The organism is Agromyces archimandritae (genome assembly GCF_018024495.1).
Classification (GTDB): Bacteria; Actinomycetota; Actinomycetes; order Actinomycetales; family Microbacteriaceae; genus Agromyces; species Agromyces archimandritae.
The window spans coordinates 1,399,068-1,416,314 of sequence record NZ_CP071696.1 but is presented as its reverse complement, the minus strand read 5'-3'; the positions used below and the strand labels follow the sequence as shown (position 1 = coordinate 1,416,314).

The window sequence follows — 17,247 nt, the reverse complement described above, 5'->3', positions numbered from 1 at the left end:
CTGCCGCACCCCGGACCGGTGCAGCTTCGGGAAGCATCGCACCCGGCATCCGCCCGCTCGTCGGGGCACCGCACTTTCGGGCACCACCGCACTTTCGGGCACCACCGCGCCTTCGGGCGCCACCGCGCCTTCGGGCACCACCGCACCTTCGGTGCCACCGCGCCCCGCCTTGCACGGCCCCGCATCACCGCCCCTAGGGGAGCAGCGTCTCCGGCATCCGCCGCATCTGTCAGGATGGGGGCACCGCACGACGAAGGGGGCCCGTGGCACGCACCGCACCGCGTCTCGGAGTGCGCGCGCTCCTGCTCGCCGGCATCCCGCTGGTCGTGATGTCGGCGATCGCGATCGCGTTGCAGGCGAGCGGGGACGTCGCGCAGGCGCGGTCGACGTTCTGCGTCGGCATCATCGTCGCGGCGACGTGCGGGGCATCGGTGATCTACGGGATCGAGCGGTGGAGCCTCGCGAAGCAGACCGCGGTGCACTTCGCGGTCATGGTCTGCACGGTGCTGCCGGCGCTGCTGGCGAGCGGATGGTTCCCGCTCGACGACTTCTGGGGCGTCGCGCTCGTGGTCGCCGTGTTCCTCGGAACCGGCGCCGTGCTCTGGACGCTCTTCGCCCTGATCGGCCTGCGCACCCGCCGCCCGCGCTGACCGCGCCCGTGCGCTGACCGTGCCCGTGCGCTGACCGCGCCGGCCGCGCGGGCGTGACGTTCAGCGACCGGAACGGCCCTCTCGCCCGGCCGCGCCGGCCTCCTGCTCGGCGACGGCTTCGATCAACGACTCCTGCAGGCCGGCCTGCCCGGTGTGCAGGCGCTGGTAGGTCTCGCCGGCGGCGCCGATCGGGCTGAAGGCGTGCCGCAGGCGCGAGCGGATGCCGTGGGGCGCCCGCACGAAGCGCACGACGACGCCGATCGCGATCGCGGCGACGAGCGCGGCGCCGATCCACCCCGCGACGGCCCCGAGCACCTCGGCCCCTGCGCCGGCCCCAACGGGCCTGGAACCCGCGCCCCCGACCGCCCTGTCCACGACGTCAGCTGACGAGTTCGCCGAAGGTCTCGAACGGCGCGCGGCGGCCGGCGACGATCTCGGCGACGGGCAGCGCGAAGGAGCCCTGGATGTCGAGGGCGCCCGACTCGGCATCGGTCACGCCGATGCGGCGCACGGGGCATCCGCGCGCCGCGCAGAACGCCTGGAAGCGCACGTCGTCTTCGCGGGGCACGGTCACGATCGCCCGGCCCTGCGATTCGCTGAACAGCACCGTCGCCAGGTCGAGCCCGGCGTCGGCGGCGACCTCGTCGAGGAAGACGCGCGCGCCGACGCCGAAGCGCGAGACGGCGTCGGCGAGGGCGACGGCCAGGCCGCCGTCGGAGAGGTCGTGGGCCGAGTCGACGAGTCCGTCGTAGGCAGCCGCGACGAGCAGTTCGGCCAGGCGCCGCTCGGCGGCGAGGTCGACGGCCGGGGGCCGCCCGCCGAGGTGGTCGTGCACGACGCCGGCCCAGGCCGAGCCGTCGAGTTCGGCACGGGTGTCGCCGAGCAGGTAGATGTTGTGGCCGTCATCCTGCCAGCCGCTCGGCACGCGGCGGCCGACGTCGTCGATGACGCCCATGACGGCGACGACGGGGGTGGGGTGGATCGGCACGTCCCCGGTCTGGTTGTAGAAGGAGACGTTGCCGCCGGTGACGGGGATGCCGAGTTCGAGGCAGCCGTCCGAGAGGCCTTCGACGGCCTCGGAGAACTGCCACATGACCTCGGGGTTCTCGGGGCTGCCGAAGTTCAGGCAGTCGCTGACGGCGACGGGCTTCGCGCCGGTCGCGGCGACGTTTCGGTACGCCTCGGCGAGGGCGAGCTTCGCGCCTTCGCGTGGGTCGAGCTGGCAGTAACGGCCGTTGGCGTCGGTGGCGAGCGAGACGCCGAGCCCGGATGCTTCGTCGACGCGGATCATGCCGCCGTCGTCGGGGGTGGCGAGCGCGGTATTGCCGAGCACATAGGTGTCGTATTGGTCGGTGATCCAGCTCGCGTCGGCCTGGTCGGGGCTGCCGATGAGGGCGCGGAACTGCGTTTCGAGCTCGCCGGCCTCCGCAGGTCGGGGCAGGTTCGCGGCGGTGTCGGCGTTCAGGGCGTCGATCCATTCGGGGCGGGCGACGGGCCGTTCGTAGACGGGGCCGTCGACGGCGACGGTGGCGGGGTCGACGTTGACGATCTCCTGCCCGCGCCAGGTGATCGAGAGGCGGCCGGTGTCGGTGACCTCGCCGAGCACGCTGGTCTCGACGTCCCACTTCTTCACGACCTCGAGGAAGCCGTCGAGTTTCTCTGGGCGCACGATGGCCATCATGCGCTCCTGCGACTCCGACATGAGGATCTCCTCGGGGGTGAGGGAGGGGTCCCGCAGCAGCACCTGGTCGAGCACGATCGACATGCCGCCGTCGCCGTTGGAGGCCAGCTCCGACGTCGCGCACGAGATGCCGGCCGCGCCGAGATCCTGGATGCCCTCGACGAGGTCGCCGGCGAACAGTTCGAGGCAGCACTCGATGAGCACCTTCTCGGCGAAGGGGTCGCCGACCTGTACTGCGGGCCGTTTCGTCGGGCCGCCCTCGCTGAACGTGTCGGAGGCGAGGATGGATGCCCCGCCGATGCCGTCGCCGCCGGTGCGGGCGCCGAACAGCACCACCTGGTTGCCGGCGCCGCGGGCATTGGCGAGGTGCAGGTCTTCGTGCCGCAGCACGCCGACGGCGAGCGCGTTGACGAGGGGGTTGGCCTGGTACACCGGGTCGAACCAGGTCTCGCCGCCGATGTTCGGCAGGCCGAGGCAGTTGCCGTAGAAGGAGATGCCGCCGACGACGCCGTGCACGACGCGGGCGGTGTCGGGGTCGTCGACGCGGCCGAAGCGCAGCGCGTCCATGACGGCGACGGGGCGTGCGCCCATCGAGATGATGTCGCGGACGATGCCGCCGACGCCGGTCGCAGCCCCCTGGAACGGTTCGATGTAGCTCGGGTGGTTGTGCGATTCGATCTTGAAGGTGACGGCCCAGCCCTCGCCGATGTCGACGACGCCGGCGTTCTCGCCCATGCCGACCATGAGGTCCCGCTTCATCTCGGGCGTGACCTTCTTGCCGAACTGTTTGAGGTAGACCTTCGACGACTTGTAGGAGCAGTGCTCGCTCCACATCACCGAGTACATCGCGAGCTCGGCGGAGGTGGGCCGGCGGCCGAGGATGTTGCGGATGCGCTCGTACTCGTCGGGCTTCAGCCCGAGGGCGGCGTACGGCTGCTCCTTCTCGGGGGTGGCGGCGGCGACGTCGACGGTGTCGAGCACGGGGGCCGTGCCGGGTGCGGATGCCGCGTCGCGCTCGTGCGCGGGCGTCTCGGCGGGTGTGGATGCGGTCACAGGGCGAGCTCCAGAAGAGGGCGGCGATCGGGTGCCGCGGGCGGATGCCGGACCTCTCGAGTCTACCGGCGCGGCCTCGCAGGCCGCGCCGTCACTCGATGCCGAAGGTGCGCTTCATGAGCGCCTGCACGTCGCCGTCGAGCGCGCGCACTTCGCCGCGTAGCGCCGCGATGTCGCCTTTGAGTTCGCTTCGGAGGCCGGTGATCTTCGCGTCGAGTTCGCCGTGCATGCCGCCGATCCGCGCGTCGAGCCTGGCGATCTCGGCGCGGATCACCCGCACGAAAAGGGTCGAGACGATCGTGATCGTTCCGAGCATGCCGGCGGCGAAGACCCCGATGAGGGTCCACACCTGAGGTTCGGTCATGGTCAGCACCTTTCCATTGTCGCGGTGGATGCCCCGAGAATGCCAGACCCGAACGGGCGCGGGGCGGCATCCGCTCGAGACCGTGGACGACGCGTGCACGTACGGCGCCTGTGGAGGAGCGGTACCCGCCGACGAGCGCTACCTGCGGATACGATGACGGCATGGGGGCCAGCGACGAGCCGCCTCGCGCAGCGGATGCCGTGCGGGCGCTCGGACCGATCGAACCGTTCGCGCGCGCGTACCGCAGCGAGTCGGCCGTGTACGGCGTCATCCTCGTGAGCGCGCTCATCGCCGTCCACGGGGAGGACGACAGCGATCTCGAGGTCCTGCTGTTCACGGTGGGCACGGTCGGGGTGCTGTGGGTTGCGCACGTCTTCGCGGGCGCCGTCGCGCGCGAGCACGAACGCCGGGCGACGTTCCGCGGCGTCATGCGGGCGCTGCGCGCGGCGGCGGCCGACTCGGTCGGGCTGCTGGTGGCGATGATCGTGCCGACGCTCCTGCTGCTGACCGGGGTGCTCGGGATCCTGGGCGAGGACCTCGCCTACGACCTCGCGCTGTGGGCGGGCGTCGCGGTGCTCGCGATCATCGGCTTCACGGGGGCCGCGCACCGCGGCCGGCCGTGGTGGGCGCGCCTGCTGGCGGCGGCGGTGACGGCGAGCCTCGGGCTGATCGTCATGCTGCTGAGCGCGATCGTGCACTGAGCGACCGCTGGCAGAAGACGGGCCGAGTGGATGCCGGGGCTCACGCCTCCCGGCCGCCGGGCGGACCGATGACGAGCAGTGCCGCGAAGATCGCCACGACCGCCACGACGAAGACCGCACCGAAGACGAGGGGGCGGGCCAGCATCCAGTACATGACGCGGTTCGCCCAGCCCCGGTCGCCGGGCGCTTCGCCGGGCCCGCGCCGCCAGTCCCCGTCGAGGCGGCCGCGGCGAATCAGCCACAGCTCGAACGGCACCGTCGCGTACGGCACGATCGCGGTGAGCACGGCGAAGGCGATCGCGCCGACGTTCCAGCGCTGGTTCACGCCGACGAGGATCGAGATGCCCGCGTAGGCGAGGAACACCAATCCGTGGATCGACCCGCCGACGAGCACGGCCGCATCCCACCCGGCCCCGTACTTCAGGATCATCGCGGCGATCAGGATGGTCCACGTCACCGCCTCGGCGAAGGCGAGCGAACGGAACAGGCGTTTCGGTGACACGGGGGAACTCCAGGGGTCGGGGATGCTTCCATCCTCCCGGCCGAGCCTGCGCATCCGCATCGAACGAACGGTTGATCCCGAGCGGATGCCGGATCGCCCTGCCGTCGCTCCCGCTCCCGCTCCCGTTCCGGTGCTCGCTCCCGCTCCCGCTCCCGCACCCGCTCCCGCACCCGCTCTCCGCCCCGCGCGCTCTCTTCTCCGTTCCGGGGGTCATTTCCTGCCACGTTTCCGCGGAGTTCCCCGTGCATGTGGCGGGAATCGACCCCCGGAAGCGGATATCGCCGAGTGCGGCGTCTCGGCAAGCACCCGCGCACCGGCGGAGAGGCGGAGGCTGCGATCCCCGGCGATCCCCAGGCCGCCCGCGATATCCTCGGACGGTGAATTCGCCCCTTGCCGATGCCCGTTCCCTGGTCGAGAGCCACCTCGCGGTGATCCCCGACTTCCCCGAGCCGGGCGTCCTGTTCCGCGATCTCACCCCGGTCTTCGCCGACGGCCCCGCGTTCCATGCGCTCGCCGAGGCGCTCACGGCGCCCTTCGCCGGTCGCTTCGACCACCTCGGCGGCGTCGAGGCGCGCGGGTTCCTGCTCGCCGGCGCGGCGTCGGCGCTGTGCGGTGCGGGCGTGCTGACGGTCCGCAAGCAGGGCAAGCTGCCGCGCGCGGTGCTCACCGAGGAGTACGACCTCGAGTACGGCACGGCCGCCCTCGAAGTGCACGAGGGCGAACTGCCGCCGGGTTCGCGCGTGCTCATCGTCGACGACGTGCTCGCCACCGGCGGCACGGTCGGTGCCGCTGCGCGCCTGGTCGAGCGCGCCGGCTGGGTCGTCGCCGGCATCTCGGTCGCGATCGAGCTCGAGGACCTCGGCGGCCGCGCCGCCCTCGGCGACCGCTACGAGGTCTTCAGCCTCCTGCAGTACTAACGGGGCCGCGGCACCGCGGCATCCATCGGCCCCGGGCATCCATCGGCCCCCGGCATCCGCCCGCCGCCCCATCTCGCCTCGACCCGGTTCTGAAAACAGGCCGAATCGACTGCGGCGCACCGAGAACAGGCCGAATCGACGCGTGCGGCCCCGCCGTGGCCTGTTTTCGTGACGCGGGCGGATGCCGGGACGCACCGGCGGCCCCGCCGTCGCCCGCTCGTGCGAACAGCGGCGGATGCCGGACGGATGCCGGACGGATGCCGGCACGCCCGCTCACGACCGCCGCTTCAGCACCGCCGTCTCGACCACGAGGGCCAGGTTGTAGAGCACGATCGAGACGAGCGTGATCGCGACGACGTCGGCCCAGACCTCGCTGATGCGGGCGCGGCCGATGGCCGAGACGATGCCGTAGCCGAGGCCGCGGCCGGTCGCGAGCCATTCGGCGAGGAGGGCTCCGGTGATCGCGCCGGGGATCGAGATGCGCACCGCCGCGAAGAACGACGGCAGGCTCGACGGGAAGGCGACGAGCCTGAGCTGCTTCCAGGTGCCGCCGCCGTAGACGGTGACGACGTCGGTCATCGCCTTCGACGCGCTGCGGAGGCCGGTGACGATCGTCACGAGCGCCGGGAAGAGGACGACGATCGCGCCCATCGCCGCGACGGTCGCACCCTGGCGGCCGAAGATGAGGATGAGCACGGGCGCCATCGCGATGAGCGGAACGCTGCGGAAGAGCATCGCCACCGGCATGAGCGCCGCTTCGACGCCGCGCGAGAGCATGAACAGGGCGGCGATGACGATCGCGAGCGCGAGGCCGGTGACGAAGCCGATCGCGGCGTCGACGAGGGTTTCGCCGAGGAGGGTGCCGAGGGCGCCGAGGTGCTCGCCGGCATCCTCGTCGAGGAAGAGGTACGCGAACACGTCGAGCGGCCCCTTGCCGACGTAGGGGGAGACGTCGAAGGCCCACAGCAGCACCCACCACAGCACGAGCACGATCGCCAGCGACACGAGGCCGGTCGCGAGGTTGCGCCATACGCCGCCGAAGGCCGCGGCGCGAGAGGCGAACGACTGCGCGTCGGCGCCGGCTTCTTCGGGCGTCTCGACGGGTTCGTCGACGGATGCCGTCATGCGCTCCTCCGTTCGCGGTGCACCCACGGGTTCACGATGCGGCCGGCGAGGCCGATGAGCGCGTACGCGCCGCCGGCGACGAGGCCGGAGACGAGGGCGATGCCCCAGAGGCGGGCGGCGTCGAGGTTCTGCATGGCGTAGGTCATCGCCGGCCCGAGGCCGACGTCGACGCCGCCGAAGTATTCCCCGAGGATGGCGCCGAGGAACGCGGCGGGCGCGGCGATCTGCAGCGAGGCGAAGATGCCGGGCAGTGCCGAGCGCAGGCGGACGAAACGCAGCTGCGCAAAGGATCCGCCGCCGTAGGCGCGTACGAGGTCGAGCGAGGCGCGGTCGGCGGATTTGAAGCCGAGCACCGAGCCGACCATGGTCGTGAAGAAGACGCTGAGGCCGGCGAGCACGACGGCGGTGCCGGATGCTTCGCCGGTCTTCGGCGCGCCGATGACGATGAAGATGATGGGCCCGATGGCGACGATGGGGATGCAGTAGCTGACGACGGCGACCTGCATCGCGACGGTTTCGGCGCGCGGGAAGACGAGCACGACGGCGGCGATGAGCAGGGCGAGCACGTTGCCGAAGAGGTAGCCGATGCCGGCTTCGCCGAGGGTGACGGCGAGGTTCGCGGAGTAGAACGCCCAGCCGTCTTCGATGAGCCGGGTGACGACGTCGGGCGGGGTGGGCACGGCCCCGGTGCCGTCGCCGCGCTGGAAGAACAGGGCGGCCCCGATCCACCAGACGGCGATCAGAGCCACGACCCCGATGAGGCCGCTGACGACCGGGTGGGTGCGGACGGCGCGCATCAGACCTCCGGGTCGGGGCCGCCGAAGAGCAGCTCCTGCGCGTGGTCGACGTAGGCGTGGAACTCGGGGGTGCGCATCATCTCGGGGGTGCGCGGGCGCGGCAGGTCGATCGTCATGATCTCGCGGATGCGGCCGGGCCGGGGCGTCATGACGGCGACCTGGTCGGAGAGGAAGATCGCTTCGGAGATGCCGTGGGTGACCATGAGGGTCGTCGCCGGCTTCTCGGTCCAGATGCGCAGCAGCTCGAGGTTCAGCCGCTGCCTGGTCATGTCGTCGAGGGCGCCGAAGGGTTCGTCGAGGAGCAGCACGGAGGGCTTCAGCACGAGCGACCGGGCGATGGATGCCCGCTGCCGCATGCCGCCGGAGAGCTGGCCGGGCTTGGCGTCCTCGAATCCGCGGAGGCCGACGAGTTCGATGAGGTCGTCGACGAGTCGGGCGTCGACGGGCAGGCCTGCGACCTCGAAGGGGAGGCGGATGTTGGCGCGGACGCTGCGCCAGGGCAGCAGCGCCGAATCCTGGAACGCGATGCCGAGTTCGTGGGCGTCGCGGAGCTGTTCGGGGGTCTTGCCGTCGACGGCGGCGGTGCCGCCGGTGGCGGATTCGAGGCCTGCGAGGATGCGCAGGATCGTCGACTTGCCGCAGCCGGAGGGGCCGAGCAGCGACAGGAAGCTGCCCTGCTCGGTGTGCAGGGTCACGTCCTGCAGGGCGGTGACGGTCTTGCGGCCGGACGCGAAGGTCTTGCCGAGCCCGTCGATGGCGATGCCGCTGCCCGGGGCGGTGCCCCGGGCAGCGGCGGTGTTCGCGTTCACGGCGATGGTCGTTCCTTGTTTACTCGAGCAGTTCGGGGTGCTCGTCGTAGACCTCGGCGAGCAGGCTCATGTCGAAGAGCTGCTCGGCGTCGATCTCGTAGCCGGCGGCGGCGAGCGAGGCGATCGACTGCTTCTGCAGCTCGTCGCTGATCGTCAGCAGGCCGTTGGCATCGGTCTCGTCGGTGACGATGAGCAGTTCGTTCTGGGCCTTGGCCTGGGCGATCTCCTTGGCTGCGTCGAGGCCGAGGTCCTTGCCGTAGACCTCGACGGCGAGGCGGGCGGACTCGTCGGCGTCGGCGACGGCGTCCTTCCAGCCGAGCACTTCGGCGTAGAGGAAGGCCTTGAGGGCTTCGCGGTTCTCGGCGATGGACTGGTCGGTGACGACGAAGCTCTCGGCGACGAACGGCAGGCCGTTGTCGGCGAGGAGCAGGTTCACGACCTCGTTGCCGAGGTTCTCGACGGTGATGGACTCGTTGGTGACGAAGGCGAAGAAGCCGTCGACCTCGCCGTTGACGAGGGGCGCCGGGTCGTACTCGACGGGGACCTTGGTGACCTCGGACGGGTCGATCTCGTTGACGGCGAGGAGGGCGTCGAAGAGGGTCTCGTTCGGGCCGGCCTGCACGCCGATCTTCTTGCCGACGAGGTCGGCGGGGGTCTTGATGTCGCCCTTGCCGGCGATCGAGAGGATCGTGTACGGGTTCTTCTGGTAGGTCGTGCCGATGATCTTCAGCGGCGCGTCTTCCTCGAGGATGACCGGCGCGGTCGAGACCGGGTTCGAGACGCCGACGAGCGCGGTGCCCGACAGCACGGTCGCCTCGGTCGCGGTGGGGCCGGCGGTGAGGGTGACGTCGTCGAAGCCGGCGTCGGCGAAGTAGCCGTTCTCGATGGCGAAGTACTCGCCGGCGAATTCGGCGTTCTTCACCCAGGAGAGCTGGATGTTCAGCTCGCCGAAGCTCTCGGCGTCGCCGCCCTCGCTGTCGGAGCCGCCCGAGGAGCAGGCGGCGAGGGTGAGGGCTGCGGCGGCGGCGACCGCTGCGGCGGCGGCCCGGGCGGGGCGGGAACGGAATCTCATCGGGTGGATGACCTCTCGGCGGGGCGTCGCGGATGCTGTGGTGCGGCGCGGGGTGGGGGTGCGGTGGGCGCGGCCCCGTCCGTCGGTGGCACGGACGATGTACCGGATGAGGCCGACGTTGAGCATCATTCTCTCATGTTGTTGCGGGCGCGTTTCACGTGCTCATCTGCGCATGAGGCGGGCCGCGCGGCGCCGGGTGCGGATGCCTCGGCGCGACGCTGAGCGATCCTCGATGTCTTGAGTCGTTCATTGTCTTGAATGCCTCAAAACAACTGCTACGATCGGGGCATGCCCGAGCAGTACGACGCCCCGCACGCCCGCGTGCTGCGCGACGCCGGGCTCAAGGTCACCGCGCCCCGGCTCGCCGTGCTCGACGCCCTCGAAGACCACCCACACGAGGGTGCCGAGGCCGTCTACGCCCGCGTCGCCGAAACCCTCCCGTCCACCTCGCTGCAGGCCGTCTACGGGGTGCTCGGCGCCCTCGCCGACGCCGGCATCCTGCGCCGCATCGAACCGGCCGGCTCACCCGCCCGCTACGAGCGCCGCGTCGGAGACAACCACCACCACCTCGTCTGCACCGGCTGCGGCCGCGTCGAAGACGTCGACTGCCTCGTCGGCGCCTCCCCGTGCCTCACCCCCGGCCACGATCACGGCTTCCGCATCGAGCGCGCCGAGGTCACCTTCTGGGGCGTGTGCGCCGACTGTCGTGCAGTGGATGCCGTGGCCCACGGCGACGGGGCCGCGCCCGAGGGCCGGCCCACGGCATCCACCCCCGAACCCATCGTCTGACCCCACGCCCGGGAGAGTCCCGGGCGACGACAGAGAAGGAACCCATGGCGGAGAACACCACCACCCAGACCGGCACCCCCGTGCCGAGCGACGCGCACTCCCTCACGACCGGCGCCGACGGCACCACCGCGCTGCACGACCGCTACCTCGTCGAGAAGCTCGCGCAGTTCAACCGCGAGCGCATCCCCGAGCGCATCGTCCACGCCAAGGGCGGCGGCGCGTTCGGCGAGTTCGTCGCGACGGAGGACGTCTCGCAGTACACGCGCGCCGCGGTCTTCCAGAAGGGCGCGAAGAGCGAGACGCTGCTGCGCTTCTCCTCCGTCGCCGGCGAGATGGGCTCGCCCGACACGTGGCGCGACGTTCGCGGCTTCGCGCTGCGCTTCTACACGACCGAGGGCAACTACGACATCGTCGGCAACAACACCCCGGTGTTCTTCATCCGCGACGGCATCAAGTTCCCCGACTTCATCCACTCGCAGAAGCGCCTGCCGGGTTCCGGCCTCCGCGACTCGGACATGCAGTGGGACTTCTGGACCCTCTCGCCCGAGTCGGCCCACCAGGTCACCTATCTCATGGGCGACCGCGGCCTGCCGCAGTCGTGGCGCACGATGAACGGCTACGGCTCGCACACCTACCAGTGGATCAACGCCGCCGGCGAGCGCTTCTGGGTCAAGTACCACTTCAAGACCCGCCAGGGCGACCTGTACCTCTCGGGCGAGGAGGCCGAGGCCATCGCCGGCGCCGACGCCGACTACTACCGCCGCGACCTCTACGAGGCCATCGAGCGGGGCGAGCACCCCACGTGGGACGTCTTCGTGCAGGTGATGCCGTACGCCGACGCCGCCGGCTACCGCTTCAACCCGTTCGACCTCACCAAGGTGTGGCCGCACGCCGACTACCCGCTCATCCCGGTCGGCCACTTCACGCTGAACCGCAACCCGAAGAACTTCTTCGCCGAGATCGAGCAGGCCGCCCTGTCGCCCGCGAACACCGTGCCCGGCATCGACATCAGCCCCGACAAGATGCTCATGGCCCGCGTGTTCAGCTACCCCGACGCGCAGCGCTACCGCGTCGGCACCAACTACAACCAGATCCCGGTGAACGCCCCGCACGCCGCCGAGGTGCACAACTACTCGCAGGACGGCGCGCAGCGCCACGGCTTCAACGACCCGAGCGTGCCCGTGTACGCGCCGAACTCATTCGGCGGGCCCACGGCATCCGCCGAGGCCGCCGGCGCCGGCTCCTGGGAATCGGACGGGGAGCTCACCCGAACCGCCGCCACCCTGCACGCCGAGGACGACGACTTCGGCCAGCCCGGCACCCTCTACCGCGAGGTGTACTCCGCCGAGACGAAGGAGCGCTTCCACGCGACCCTGCTCGGCCAGGCCCAGGCGATCACGATCGACGACATCCGCGAGCGCTTCTTCCAGTACTGGACGAACGTGGATGCCGGACTCGGCGAGCTGCTCCGCGCCGCGTATGCGCAGGCCGCCGTCGAAGACGGCGCGGCGTAACGCACCGCACCGGGGGCGGGGATGCTGCGGCATCCCCGCCCCTTCCGTATGCGCCGGCGCCGTGCTGCGCGCCGTCATGCCGCCACCGTTCCGGAGATCGCCACCGTTTCGGATGGATCCGGGCCTATCCATCCGAAACCGTGGCGATCTCCGAATCCATGGCGCGCGTGAGCGCCGGACAGCGTTCTGGATGGCGGGCGCGGGCGGCGAGCGCGGGCGGCGGGCGCGGGAGGCGGGCGCGGCGGCGGGCGCGACACGGCCGCCGGGCTGGGCGCGGCAACGGCCCGTGGTGGTTAGCCTGGAACGGCTATGCCGCTCATCCTCGGATACGACCCCGAAACGCTCCGCGAGCAGGTCGACCTGCTCGAAGTCGGGCGCCGCATCGATGCCCTCGGGCAGCTCCGCAGCCGCGACGCGATCTGCGAACGCGCCTGGCTGTTCAAGGTCTCCGGCCAGCTCGACGAGGCCCTCGACCAGGCCAACCAGGCCCTCCGCCTCGCCCGGTTCACGGGGGAGCGGCGCGACATCCAGCGCCCGCGCCTGCTCCGCGCGACCATCCTGCAGGCGCACGGCCGCTACGACGAGGCGCTCTCGGAGTTCACGGCCTGCATCGCAGACGCCCGCACCCACGAGTGGCGGGTGCACGAGGCCATCGGCCTGCAGCACCGCGGCAAGACCCGCTTCGAAATCGGTGAGCTGGATGCCGCGCTCGCCGACTTCCGTGCCGCCCTCGCCCTCCGCGAGGCCGCCGGCGCCCCCGAAGACCAGCTCGAGAGCACCCGCTTCGCGATCCGCGCCGTCGAAGCCGCCCGGCAGCGCGCCTGAGCGGGCCGCGCAGCAGCCGCGTCCGAGCGGCGCGGCCGCGCCCTACGCCCGGGCGAGGGAGCGTTCGATGACGCTCGCGAAGAAACCGAGGCCGTCGACGCCCGAGCGCATCGCCGCAGGCGTGTCGGGGCCGAAGCCCGGTTCGACGGCGTGCTCGGGGTGCGGCATGAGGCCGACGACGTTGCCGCGCTCGTTCGTGAGCCCGGCGATGTCGCGCAGCGAACCGTTCGGGTTCGCGCCCGCGTAGCGGAACGCGACGAGGCCCTCGCCCTCGAGTCGATCGAGCGTCTCCTCCGAGGCGATGAAACCGCCCTCGCCGTTCTTCAACGGGATGATGATCTCCTGCCCGGCCTCGAAGGCGTTCGTCCAGGCGGTGTCGGCGTTCTCGACGACGAGCCGCTGATCGCGGCGGATGAAGGTGCCGTGCGCGTTGCGGATCAGGCCGCCCTCGAGAAGGTGCGCCTCGACGAGCATCTGAAAGCCGTTGCAGATGCCGAGCACCGGCATACCGCGCCCCGCGGCATCCACCACCTCGGTCATGATCGGCGACAGCGAGGCGATCGCCCCGCAGCGCAGGTAGTCGCCGTAGCTGAAACCGCCGGGCAGGATGAGCGCGTCGACCCCCTCGAGATCGTGCGAACCGTGCCACAGCGCGACCGGTTCGGCGCCGGCGAGCCGCACGGCCCGCTGCGCGTCGCGGTCGTCGAGGGAACCGGGGAAGGTGATGACGCCGATGCGCATGGCCGGCCTCAGTGCGTCTCGCCGGCGGGCGCGTCGTAGCCCTCGGCGGCGGGGGCGGATGCCGCCGCCTCGGCGAGTTCCGCGTTCGACTGCTCGTAGTGGATGCCGACGACGTCTTCGATGACGGAGTTCGACAGGATCTCCTCCGCGATCCGCTGCACCTCGGCCCGCAGTGCGTCGTCGATCGGGCCGGCGACCGTGAGCTCGAAACGCTTGCCGATGCGCACACCGTCGATGCCGGCGGCACCGATGCGCGCGAGCGCACCGGCCACGGCCTTGCCCTGGGGGTCGAGGAGTTCGGCCTTGGGCATGACGTCGACGACGATTGTTGGCACGTGGTGCTCCGTCCGGTGGCGAGAATGGATGCCTCGAGTCTACCGGCGGGAGGCGGCGCGCCCCGGCATCCACTGCGGCGACACGGCACGCGTCAGGCGAGCCCCGTGCGCTCCAGCAGCACCGCCTTCAGGGTGTCGCGGACGGCGGCCATGCCGGCGTGCACCTCCTCGAACGAGGTCGACAGCGGCGAGAGGCCGATGCGGAGGCCCCCGGGGTCGCGGTAGTCGGGGATGACATCCTGCTGCCAGAGACGGGCGGTGACCTCGCGCATCGACGGATGGGCGAAGGTGACGTGGCCGCCGCGTTCGGCGGGATCGGCGGGGGAGGCGAGGGTCGCGCCGAGCGGGGCGAGCCATTCCTCGGCGAGGGCGACCGCGAACGCGGTCAGGTGCACCGACTTCTGACGGATCGCAGGCATGCCCGCATCCTCGATCATCGCGAGCGTGTCCTGCATGGGCAGCATGCCGAGCACCGGCGACGTGCCGCTGAGGAAGCGGCGGATGCCGGCGGCCGGCACGTACTCGGGGCCCATCGCGAACTGATCCGCGGCCCCCCACCAGCCCTGGATCGGTTGCGCGAGCGCCGACTGCAGGTCCTCGCGCACGAACGCGAACGCCGGCGAGCCCGGCCCGCCGTTCAGGTACTTGTAGGTGCAGCCGACGGCGAGGTCGAAGCCCCAGAGGTCGGCCTGCACCGGAACCGAGCCGGCCGAATGGCAGAGGTCCCAGAGGGTGAGCGCGCCGGCGTCGTGGGCGATGCGGGTCAGCTCGGGCGCATCGGCGAGGTGCCCGGAACGGTACGCGACGTGCGAGAGCACGACGAGGGCCGTCTCGGGGCCGGCGACCTGGGCGAGTTCGGCCGGGGTGACGCCGCCGGCCGGGTCGGACCGGATCCACCTGAGCCTCGCCCCGCGCTCTCGGGCGATGCCGTCCAGCACATAGCGGTCGGTGGGGAAGTCGTCGGTGCCGACGACGATTTCCACGCGGCGCGGATCCCGGGCCATCTGCGCGTCCAGCGCCGCCCGCGCGAGCTTGTACAGCAGCACCGTCGTCGAGTCGCCGATCGCGGTCTGCCCCGGCTTCGCGCCGATCACGGCCCGGCCGATGCGGTCGCCGATCTCGAGCGCGAGCCCGAGCCACGACTCGTCCCAGCCGCGGATCAGCCGCCCGGTCCATTCCTCGCGGAGGAACCGTTCGACGCGTTCGATGGCGGCGATCGGCGGCCTGCCGAGCGAATTGCCGTCGAAGTACACGAGCGGGGTCTCGGCGCCGGCGAACCGCTTGCGGTAGTGCGCGAGCCCGTCGGCACGGTCGGCGCGGCGGGCGTAGGCGAGCTGCGAGTCGAGGGTCACGGGCGCTCCGCGGGGGTCTCGGGCCGGGTGGATGCCGCGTCGGCCGTGCTGCGGGCGGCGCTCGCCTCAGCCGGCGGCCCCCACGCATCCGGGTCGAGGTCGAGCCCCTCGCTCGGCACGACGACCGCGCTCGCGAGCCACGCCGGCAGCTCCTCGAGCGAGGCCGGCACCTCGCCCGGCACGAACGTCGACACCCCGCGGGGTGCGGATGCCGCCGGCCACGGGTCCGTGAGCGCCGCGACGATCCCCGGCGCTTCGAGGCCGGCCGCGACGAGCGCGGCGATCTCGCGCGGGTTCACGCCCGCCGGCAGTTCGCCGTTGCCGAGGTCGGTGCCGTAGAGCACGGTGCCGCCCGCCGCCCGGAACCGGGCGAGGTTGTCGATCGCGCATGCGAGCTCCGGGGTGGATGCCCCGCGGCCCTGGATGTCGAGGGTCGACACCCAGCGCTGCCCGGCCGCGGCGGCGGCTGCGAGGAGCGCGTCGGGCACGGCTTCGGTCCAGGGGGTGTGCACGAGGGCATCCACACCCGCCTCGATCGCCAGGGCCGCCATGCCCGCGCCCTCGGCGTGCACCGCGACCGGCAGCCCCGCCCGGCGGGCCGCGGCGACGACCGCCGCGAGCGTCGCCGCGTCGAACACCGGCCCGGCATCCGCGTTCAGCACGACCTTCACGGCCGAGGCGCCGAACGCCGCCTGCTCGTCGACGGCGGCCTCGGCGGGCGACGGCAGCGCCGAGGGGCGCGCCGCGGCATCCACTCGGGGATCTCGCGCAACGCCCCTCGGGCAGCCATGCCCGCCCGCCCGGGTACCCGCCGACCGCCGCCAGGAACGCCCCCGCGTACACGACGCGAGGCGAACCCAGCTCGCGCGCGAGCCGCGCGACGACCGCCGGATTCGCGCCGAAGTCGACGACGCCGGCGATGCCGGCCGCCGCCGGCGCATGCGGATCGGCGAGCTGCAGATGCACGTGATGGTCGATGAGGGGCGGCAGCCGCGTGCCCGTCTCGCCCGGGCGCTCGCCGGAGAGCGAACGGCGCGCGGGCCGGGCGGCCGGGCCGAGGTCGAGGGTCATCGCGGCTCCGGGATCTCGGTGCGGACGGCGTACAGCTCCGGGAAGAAGGTGAGCTTCAGCGCGCGTTCCAGGAACGGGGCGCCGCTCGAACCGCCCGTGCCGGGCTTGTGGCCGATGATGCGCTCGACCGTCTTCAGATGCCGGAACCGCCACAGCTGGAAGTTCTCCTCGAGGTCGACGAGCTCCTCGCACGTCTCGTACGCCGCCCAATGATGCTCCGGGTCGGCGTAGATCGACGCGAACACGGGCACGAGCTCGGGCCGGTACGTCCACGCCTCGGTGACGTCGCGATCCAGCACCTCAACAGGGATCGGGTAGCCGGCGCGCGCGAGCATCCGCAGGAACTCGTCGTACAGGCTCGGCGACTCGAGCGCCTCGGTGAGCATCGCCGTGGATGCCGGGTCGTGCTCGAACACGCCGAGCATCTTGCGATGCTTGTTGCCCAGCATGAACTCCACCGCCCGGTACTGCGCCGACTGGAATCCGCTCGCATTGCCGAGGAAGCCGCGGAACTGCAGGTACTCCGTCGGCGTGAGCGTCGCGAGCACCGACCACTGCTCGGTCAGGGTGCGCTGGATGTGCTTGACGCGCGCGATGCGCTTCAACGCCTGCGCGAGCTCATCGCCGCGCAGCAGGTCGCGCGCCGACTCCAGCTCGTGCAGGACGAGCTTCAGCCACAGCTCCGTCGTCTGATGCTGCACGATGAACAGCAGTTCGTCGTGGTGCGGCGGATCGCTGATCGGGCGCTGCGCCGACAGCAGCGTCGGCAGATCCAGATACCCGCCGTAGCTCATCCGCTCGCTGAAGTCGGTGACGACGCTCTCCTCGATCGCGCGAGTGTTCGGGGCGTCGTCTCGTTGCTCCACCTTCCTCAGGCTAGTGGGGCGGCGCCTCGGGCGGGGTGTGGATGCCGGGGCGCGCCGCGCGGGCCGGAACGCCCGCCTCCTCG

18 protein-coding genes and 1 pseudogene are annotated in these 17,247 nt (G+C 71.8%); 6 read left to right on the top strand and 13 right to left on the bottom strand.

The features are described 5' to 3' along the window. Positions 1-263: 263 nt before the first annotated feature. Entirely contained in the window at positions 264-650 is a 387-nt protein-coding gene (locus tag G127AT_RS06425) for a DUF3021 domain-containing protein (RefSeq protein WP_244857781.1), read from the top strand. Positions 651-710: 60 nt separating this feature from the next. Here the strand turns inward: G127AT_RS06425 and G127AT_RS06420 are convergent, their stop codons facing one another. The 3 genes from G127AT_RS06420 to G127AT_RS06410 form a co-directional block, all read right to left on the bottom strand. Then, on the bottom strand, positions 711-965 hold the full coding sequence (locus tag G127AT_RS06420) for a hypothetical protein (protein ID WP_210901184.1): 255 nt from the start codon (positions 963-965) through the stop codon (positions 711-713). Positions 966-1,029: 64 nt separating this feature from the next. Continuing rightward, positions 1,030-3,312 (bottom strand): phosphoribosylformylglycinamidine synthase subunit PurL, encoded by a 2,283-nt coding sequence (gene purL / locus G127AT_RS06415; protein ID WP_244857924.1) that lies wholly within the window; start codon positions 3,310-3,312, stop codon positions 1,030-1,032. 163 nt (positions 3,313-3,475) lie between these two features. Further along, positions 3,476-3,748: a hypothetical protein gene (locus tag G127AT_RS06410; RefSeq protein ID WP_244857779.1), complete on the bottom strand. Its 273-nt coding sequence runs from the start codon at positions 3,746-3,748 to the stop codon at positions 3,476-3,478. Positions 3,749-3,909: 161 nt separating this feature from the next. Between G127AT_RS06410 and G127AT_RS06405 the strand changes: the two genes are divergently transcribed. Then, the gene (locus tag G127AT_RS06405) at positions 3,910-4,449 is read left to right on the top strand and encodes a hypothetical protein (RefSeq protein ID WP_210901179.1); all 540 of its coding nucleotides are present in this window, start codon (positions 3,910-3,912) and stop codon (positions 4,447-4,449) included. Positions 4,450-4,489: 40 nt separating this feature from the next. Here the strand turns inward: G127AT_RS06405 and G127AT_RS06400 are convergent, their stop codons facing one another. Further along, positions 4,490-4,951, bottom strand: coding sequence for a DUF3817 domain-containing protein (locus tag G127AT_RS06400; RefSeq protein ID WP_244857777.1), 462 nt, complete (start codon positions 4,949-4,951; stop codon positions 4,490-4,492). A 377-nt stretch (positions 4,952-5,328) separates the two neighbouring features. Between G127AT_RS06400 and G127AT_RS06395 the strand changes: the two genes are divergently transcribed. Then, positions 5,329-5,868, top strand: coding sequence for an adenine phosphoribosyltransferase (locus G127AT_RS06395; RefSeq protein ID WP_244857776.1), 540 nt, complete (start codon positions 5,329-5,331; stop codon positions 5,866-5,868). Between the two features lie 273 nt (positions 5,869-6,141). Here the strand turns inward: G127AT_RS06395 and G127AT_RS06390 are convergent, their stop codons facing one another. Genes G127AT_RS06390 through G127AT_RS06375 form a run of 4 tightly spaced genes read right to left on the bottom strand, consistent with a single transcriptional unit; the run spans position 6,142 to position 9,800 of the window. Next, a complete protein-coding gene (locus G127AT_RS06390) occupies positions 6,142-6,993 on the bottom strand; it encodes an ABC transporter permease (protein WP_210901178.1) in 852 nt (283 codons plus the stop codon). After that, positions 6,990-7,790 (bottom strand): ABC transporter permease, encoded by an 801-nt coding sequence (locus G127AT_RS06385; protein WP_210901177.1) that lies wholly within the window; start codon positions 7,788-7,790, stop codon positions 6,990-6,992. Before G127AT_RS06385 ends, G127AT_RS06390 begins: the two co-directional genes overlap by 4 nt. Continuing rightward, positions 7,790-8,599 (bottom strand): ABC transporter ATP-binding protein, encoded by an 810-nt coding sequence (locus G127AT_RS06380; protein WP_210901176.1) that lies wholly within the window; start codon positions 8,597-8,599, stop codon positions 7,790-7,792. Before G127AT_RS06380 ends, G127AT_RS06385 begins: the two co-directional genes overlap by 1 nt. A gap of 19 nt (positions 8,600-8,618) precedes the next feature. Next, positions 8,619-9,800: an ABC transporter substrate-binding protein gene (locus G127AT_RS06375; protein ID WP_244857774.1), complete on the bottom strand. Its 1,182-nt coding sequence runs from the start codon at positions 9,798-9,800 to the stop codon at positions 8,619-8,621. A 159-nt stretch (positions 9,801-9,959) separates the two neighbouring features. Between G127AT_RS06375 and G127AT_RS06370 the strand changes: the two genes are divergently transcribed. The 3 genes from G127AT_RS06370 to G127AT_RS06360 all read left to right on the top strand — a co-directional run bounded on the left by G127AT_RS06370 (position 9,960) and on the right by G127AT_RS06360 (position 12,799). Further along, positions 9,960-10,460, top strand: coding sequence for a Fur family transcriptional regulator (locus G127AT_RS06370; protein WP_210901175.1), 501 nt, complete (start codon positions 9,960-9,962; stop codon positions 10,458-10,460). 44 nt (positions 10,461-10,504) lie between these two features. Further along, positions 10,505-11,974 (top strand): catalase, encoded by a 1,470-nt coding sequence (locus tag G127AT_RS06365; RefSeq protein ID WP_210901174.1) that lies wholly within the window; start codon positions 10,505-10,507, stop codon positions 11,972-11,974. A gap of 309 nt (positions 11,975-12,283) precedes the next feature. Beyond that, the gene (locus G127AT_RS06360) at positions 12,284-12,799 is read left to right on the top strand and encodes a hypothetical protein (RefSeq protein WP_210901173.1); all 516 of its coding nucleotides are present in this window, start codon (positions 12,284-12,286) and stop codon (positions 12,797-12,799) included. Positions 12,800-12,841: 42 nt separating this feature from the next. Here the strand turns inward: G127AT_RS06360 and purQ are convergent, their stop codons facing one another. The 5 genes and pseudogenes from purQ to kynA all read right to left on the bottom strand — a co-directional run bounded on the left by purQ (position 12,842) and on the right by kynA (position 17,164). Next, positions 12,842-13,540 carry a phosphoribosylformylglycinamidine synthase subunit PurQ gene (gene purQ / locus G127AT_RS06355; RefSeq protein ID WP_210901171.1) on the bottom strand — a complete coding sequence of 233 codons (699 nt, stop codon included), beginning with the start codon at positions 13,538-13,540 and terminating at the stop codon, positions 12,842-12,844. A gap of 101 nt (positions 13,541-13,641) precedes the next feature. Next, positions 13,642-13,875, bottom strand: a pseudogene (gene purS / locus G127AT_RS06350) (phosphoribosylformylglycinamidine synthase subunit PurS); the annotation flags it as partial. 92 nt (positions 13,876-13,967) lie between these two features. Further along, complete coding sequence (locus G127AT_RS06345; protein WP_210901167.1) at positions 13,968-15,227, bottom strand: kynureninase; 1,260 nt, start codon at positions 15,225-15,227, stop codon at positions 13,968-13,970. Continuing rightward, positions 15,224-15,982 (bottom strand): amidohydrolase family protein, encoded by a 759-nt coding sequence (locus G127AT_RS06340; RefSeq protein WP_210901165.1) that lies wholly within the window; start codon positions 15,980-15,982, stop codon positions 15,224-15,226. The genes G127AT_RS06345 and G127AT_RS06340 overlap by 4 nt, the downstream gene beginning before the upstream one ends. Positions 15,983-16,294: 312 nt before the next feature. Beyond that, entirely contained in the window at positions 16,295-17,164 is an 870-nt protein-coding gene (gene kynA, locus G127AT_RS06335) for a tryptophan 2,3-dioxygenase (protein WP_244857772.1), read from the bottom strand. Positions 17,165-17,247: the final 83 nt, after the last annotated feature.

Bases quoted from the DNA above. Each gene is read 5' to 3' on its own strand.
- purQ (WP_210901171.1), bottom strand. From the start codon at position 13,540: ATGCGCATCGGCGTCATCACCTTCCCCGGTTCCCTCGACGACCGCGAC.
- G127AT_RS06360 (WP_210901173.1), top strand. From the start codon at position 12,284: ATGCCGCTCATCCTCGGATACGACCCCGAAACGCTCCGCGAGCAGGTC.
- G127AT_RS06365 (WP_210901174.1), top strand. From the start codon at position 10,505: ATGGCGGAGAACACCACCACCCAGACCGGCACCCCCGTGCCGAGCGAC.
- G127AT_RS06375 (WP_244857774.1), bottom strand. From the start codon at position 9,800: ATGATGCTCAACGTCGGCCTCATCCGGTACATCGTCCGTGCCACCGAC.
- G127AT_RS06410 (WP_244857779.1), bottom strand. From the start codon at position 3,748: ATGACCGAACCTCAGGTGTGGACCCTCATCGGGGTCTTCGCCGCCGGC.
- G127AT_RS06385 (WP_210901177.1), bottom strand. From the start codon at position 7,790: ATGCGCGCCGTCCGCACCCACCCGGTCGTCAGCGGCCTCATCGGGGTC.
- G127AT_RS06390 (WP_210901178.1), bottom strand. From the start codon at position 6,993: ATGACGGCATCCGTCGACGAACCCGTCGAGACGCCCGAAGAAGCCGGC.
- G127AT_RS06370 (WP_210901175.1), top strand. From the start codon at position 9,960: ATGCCCGAGCAGTACGACGCCCCGCACGCCCGCGTGCTGCGCGACGCC.
- G127AT_RS06405 (WP_210901179.1), top strand. From the start codon at position 3,910: ATGGGGGCCAGCGACGAGCCGCCTCGCGCAGCGGATGCCGTGCGGGCG.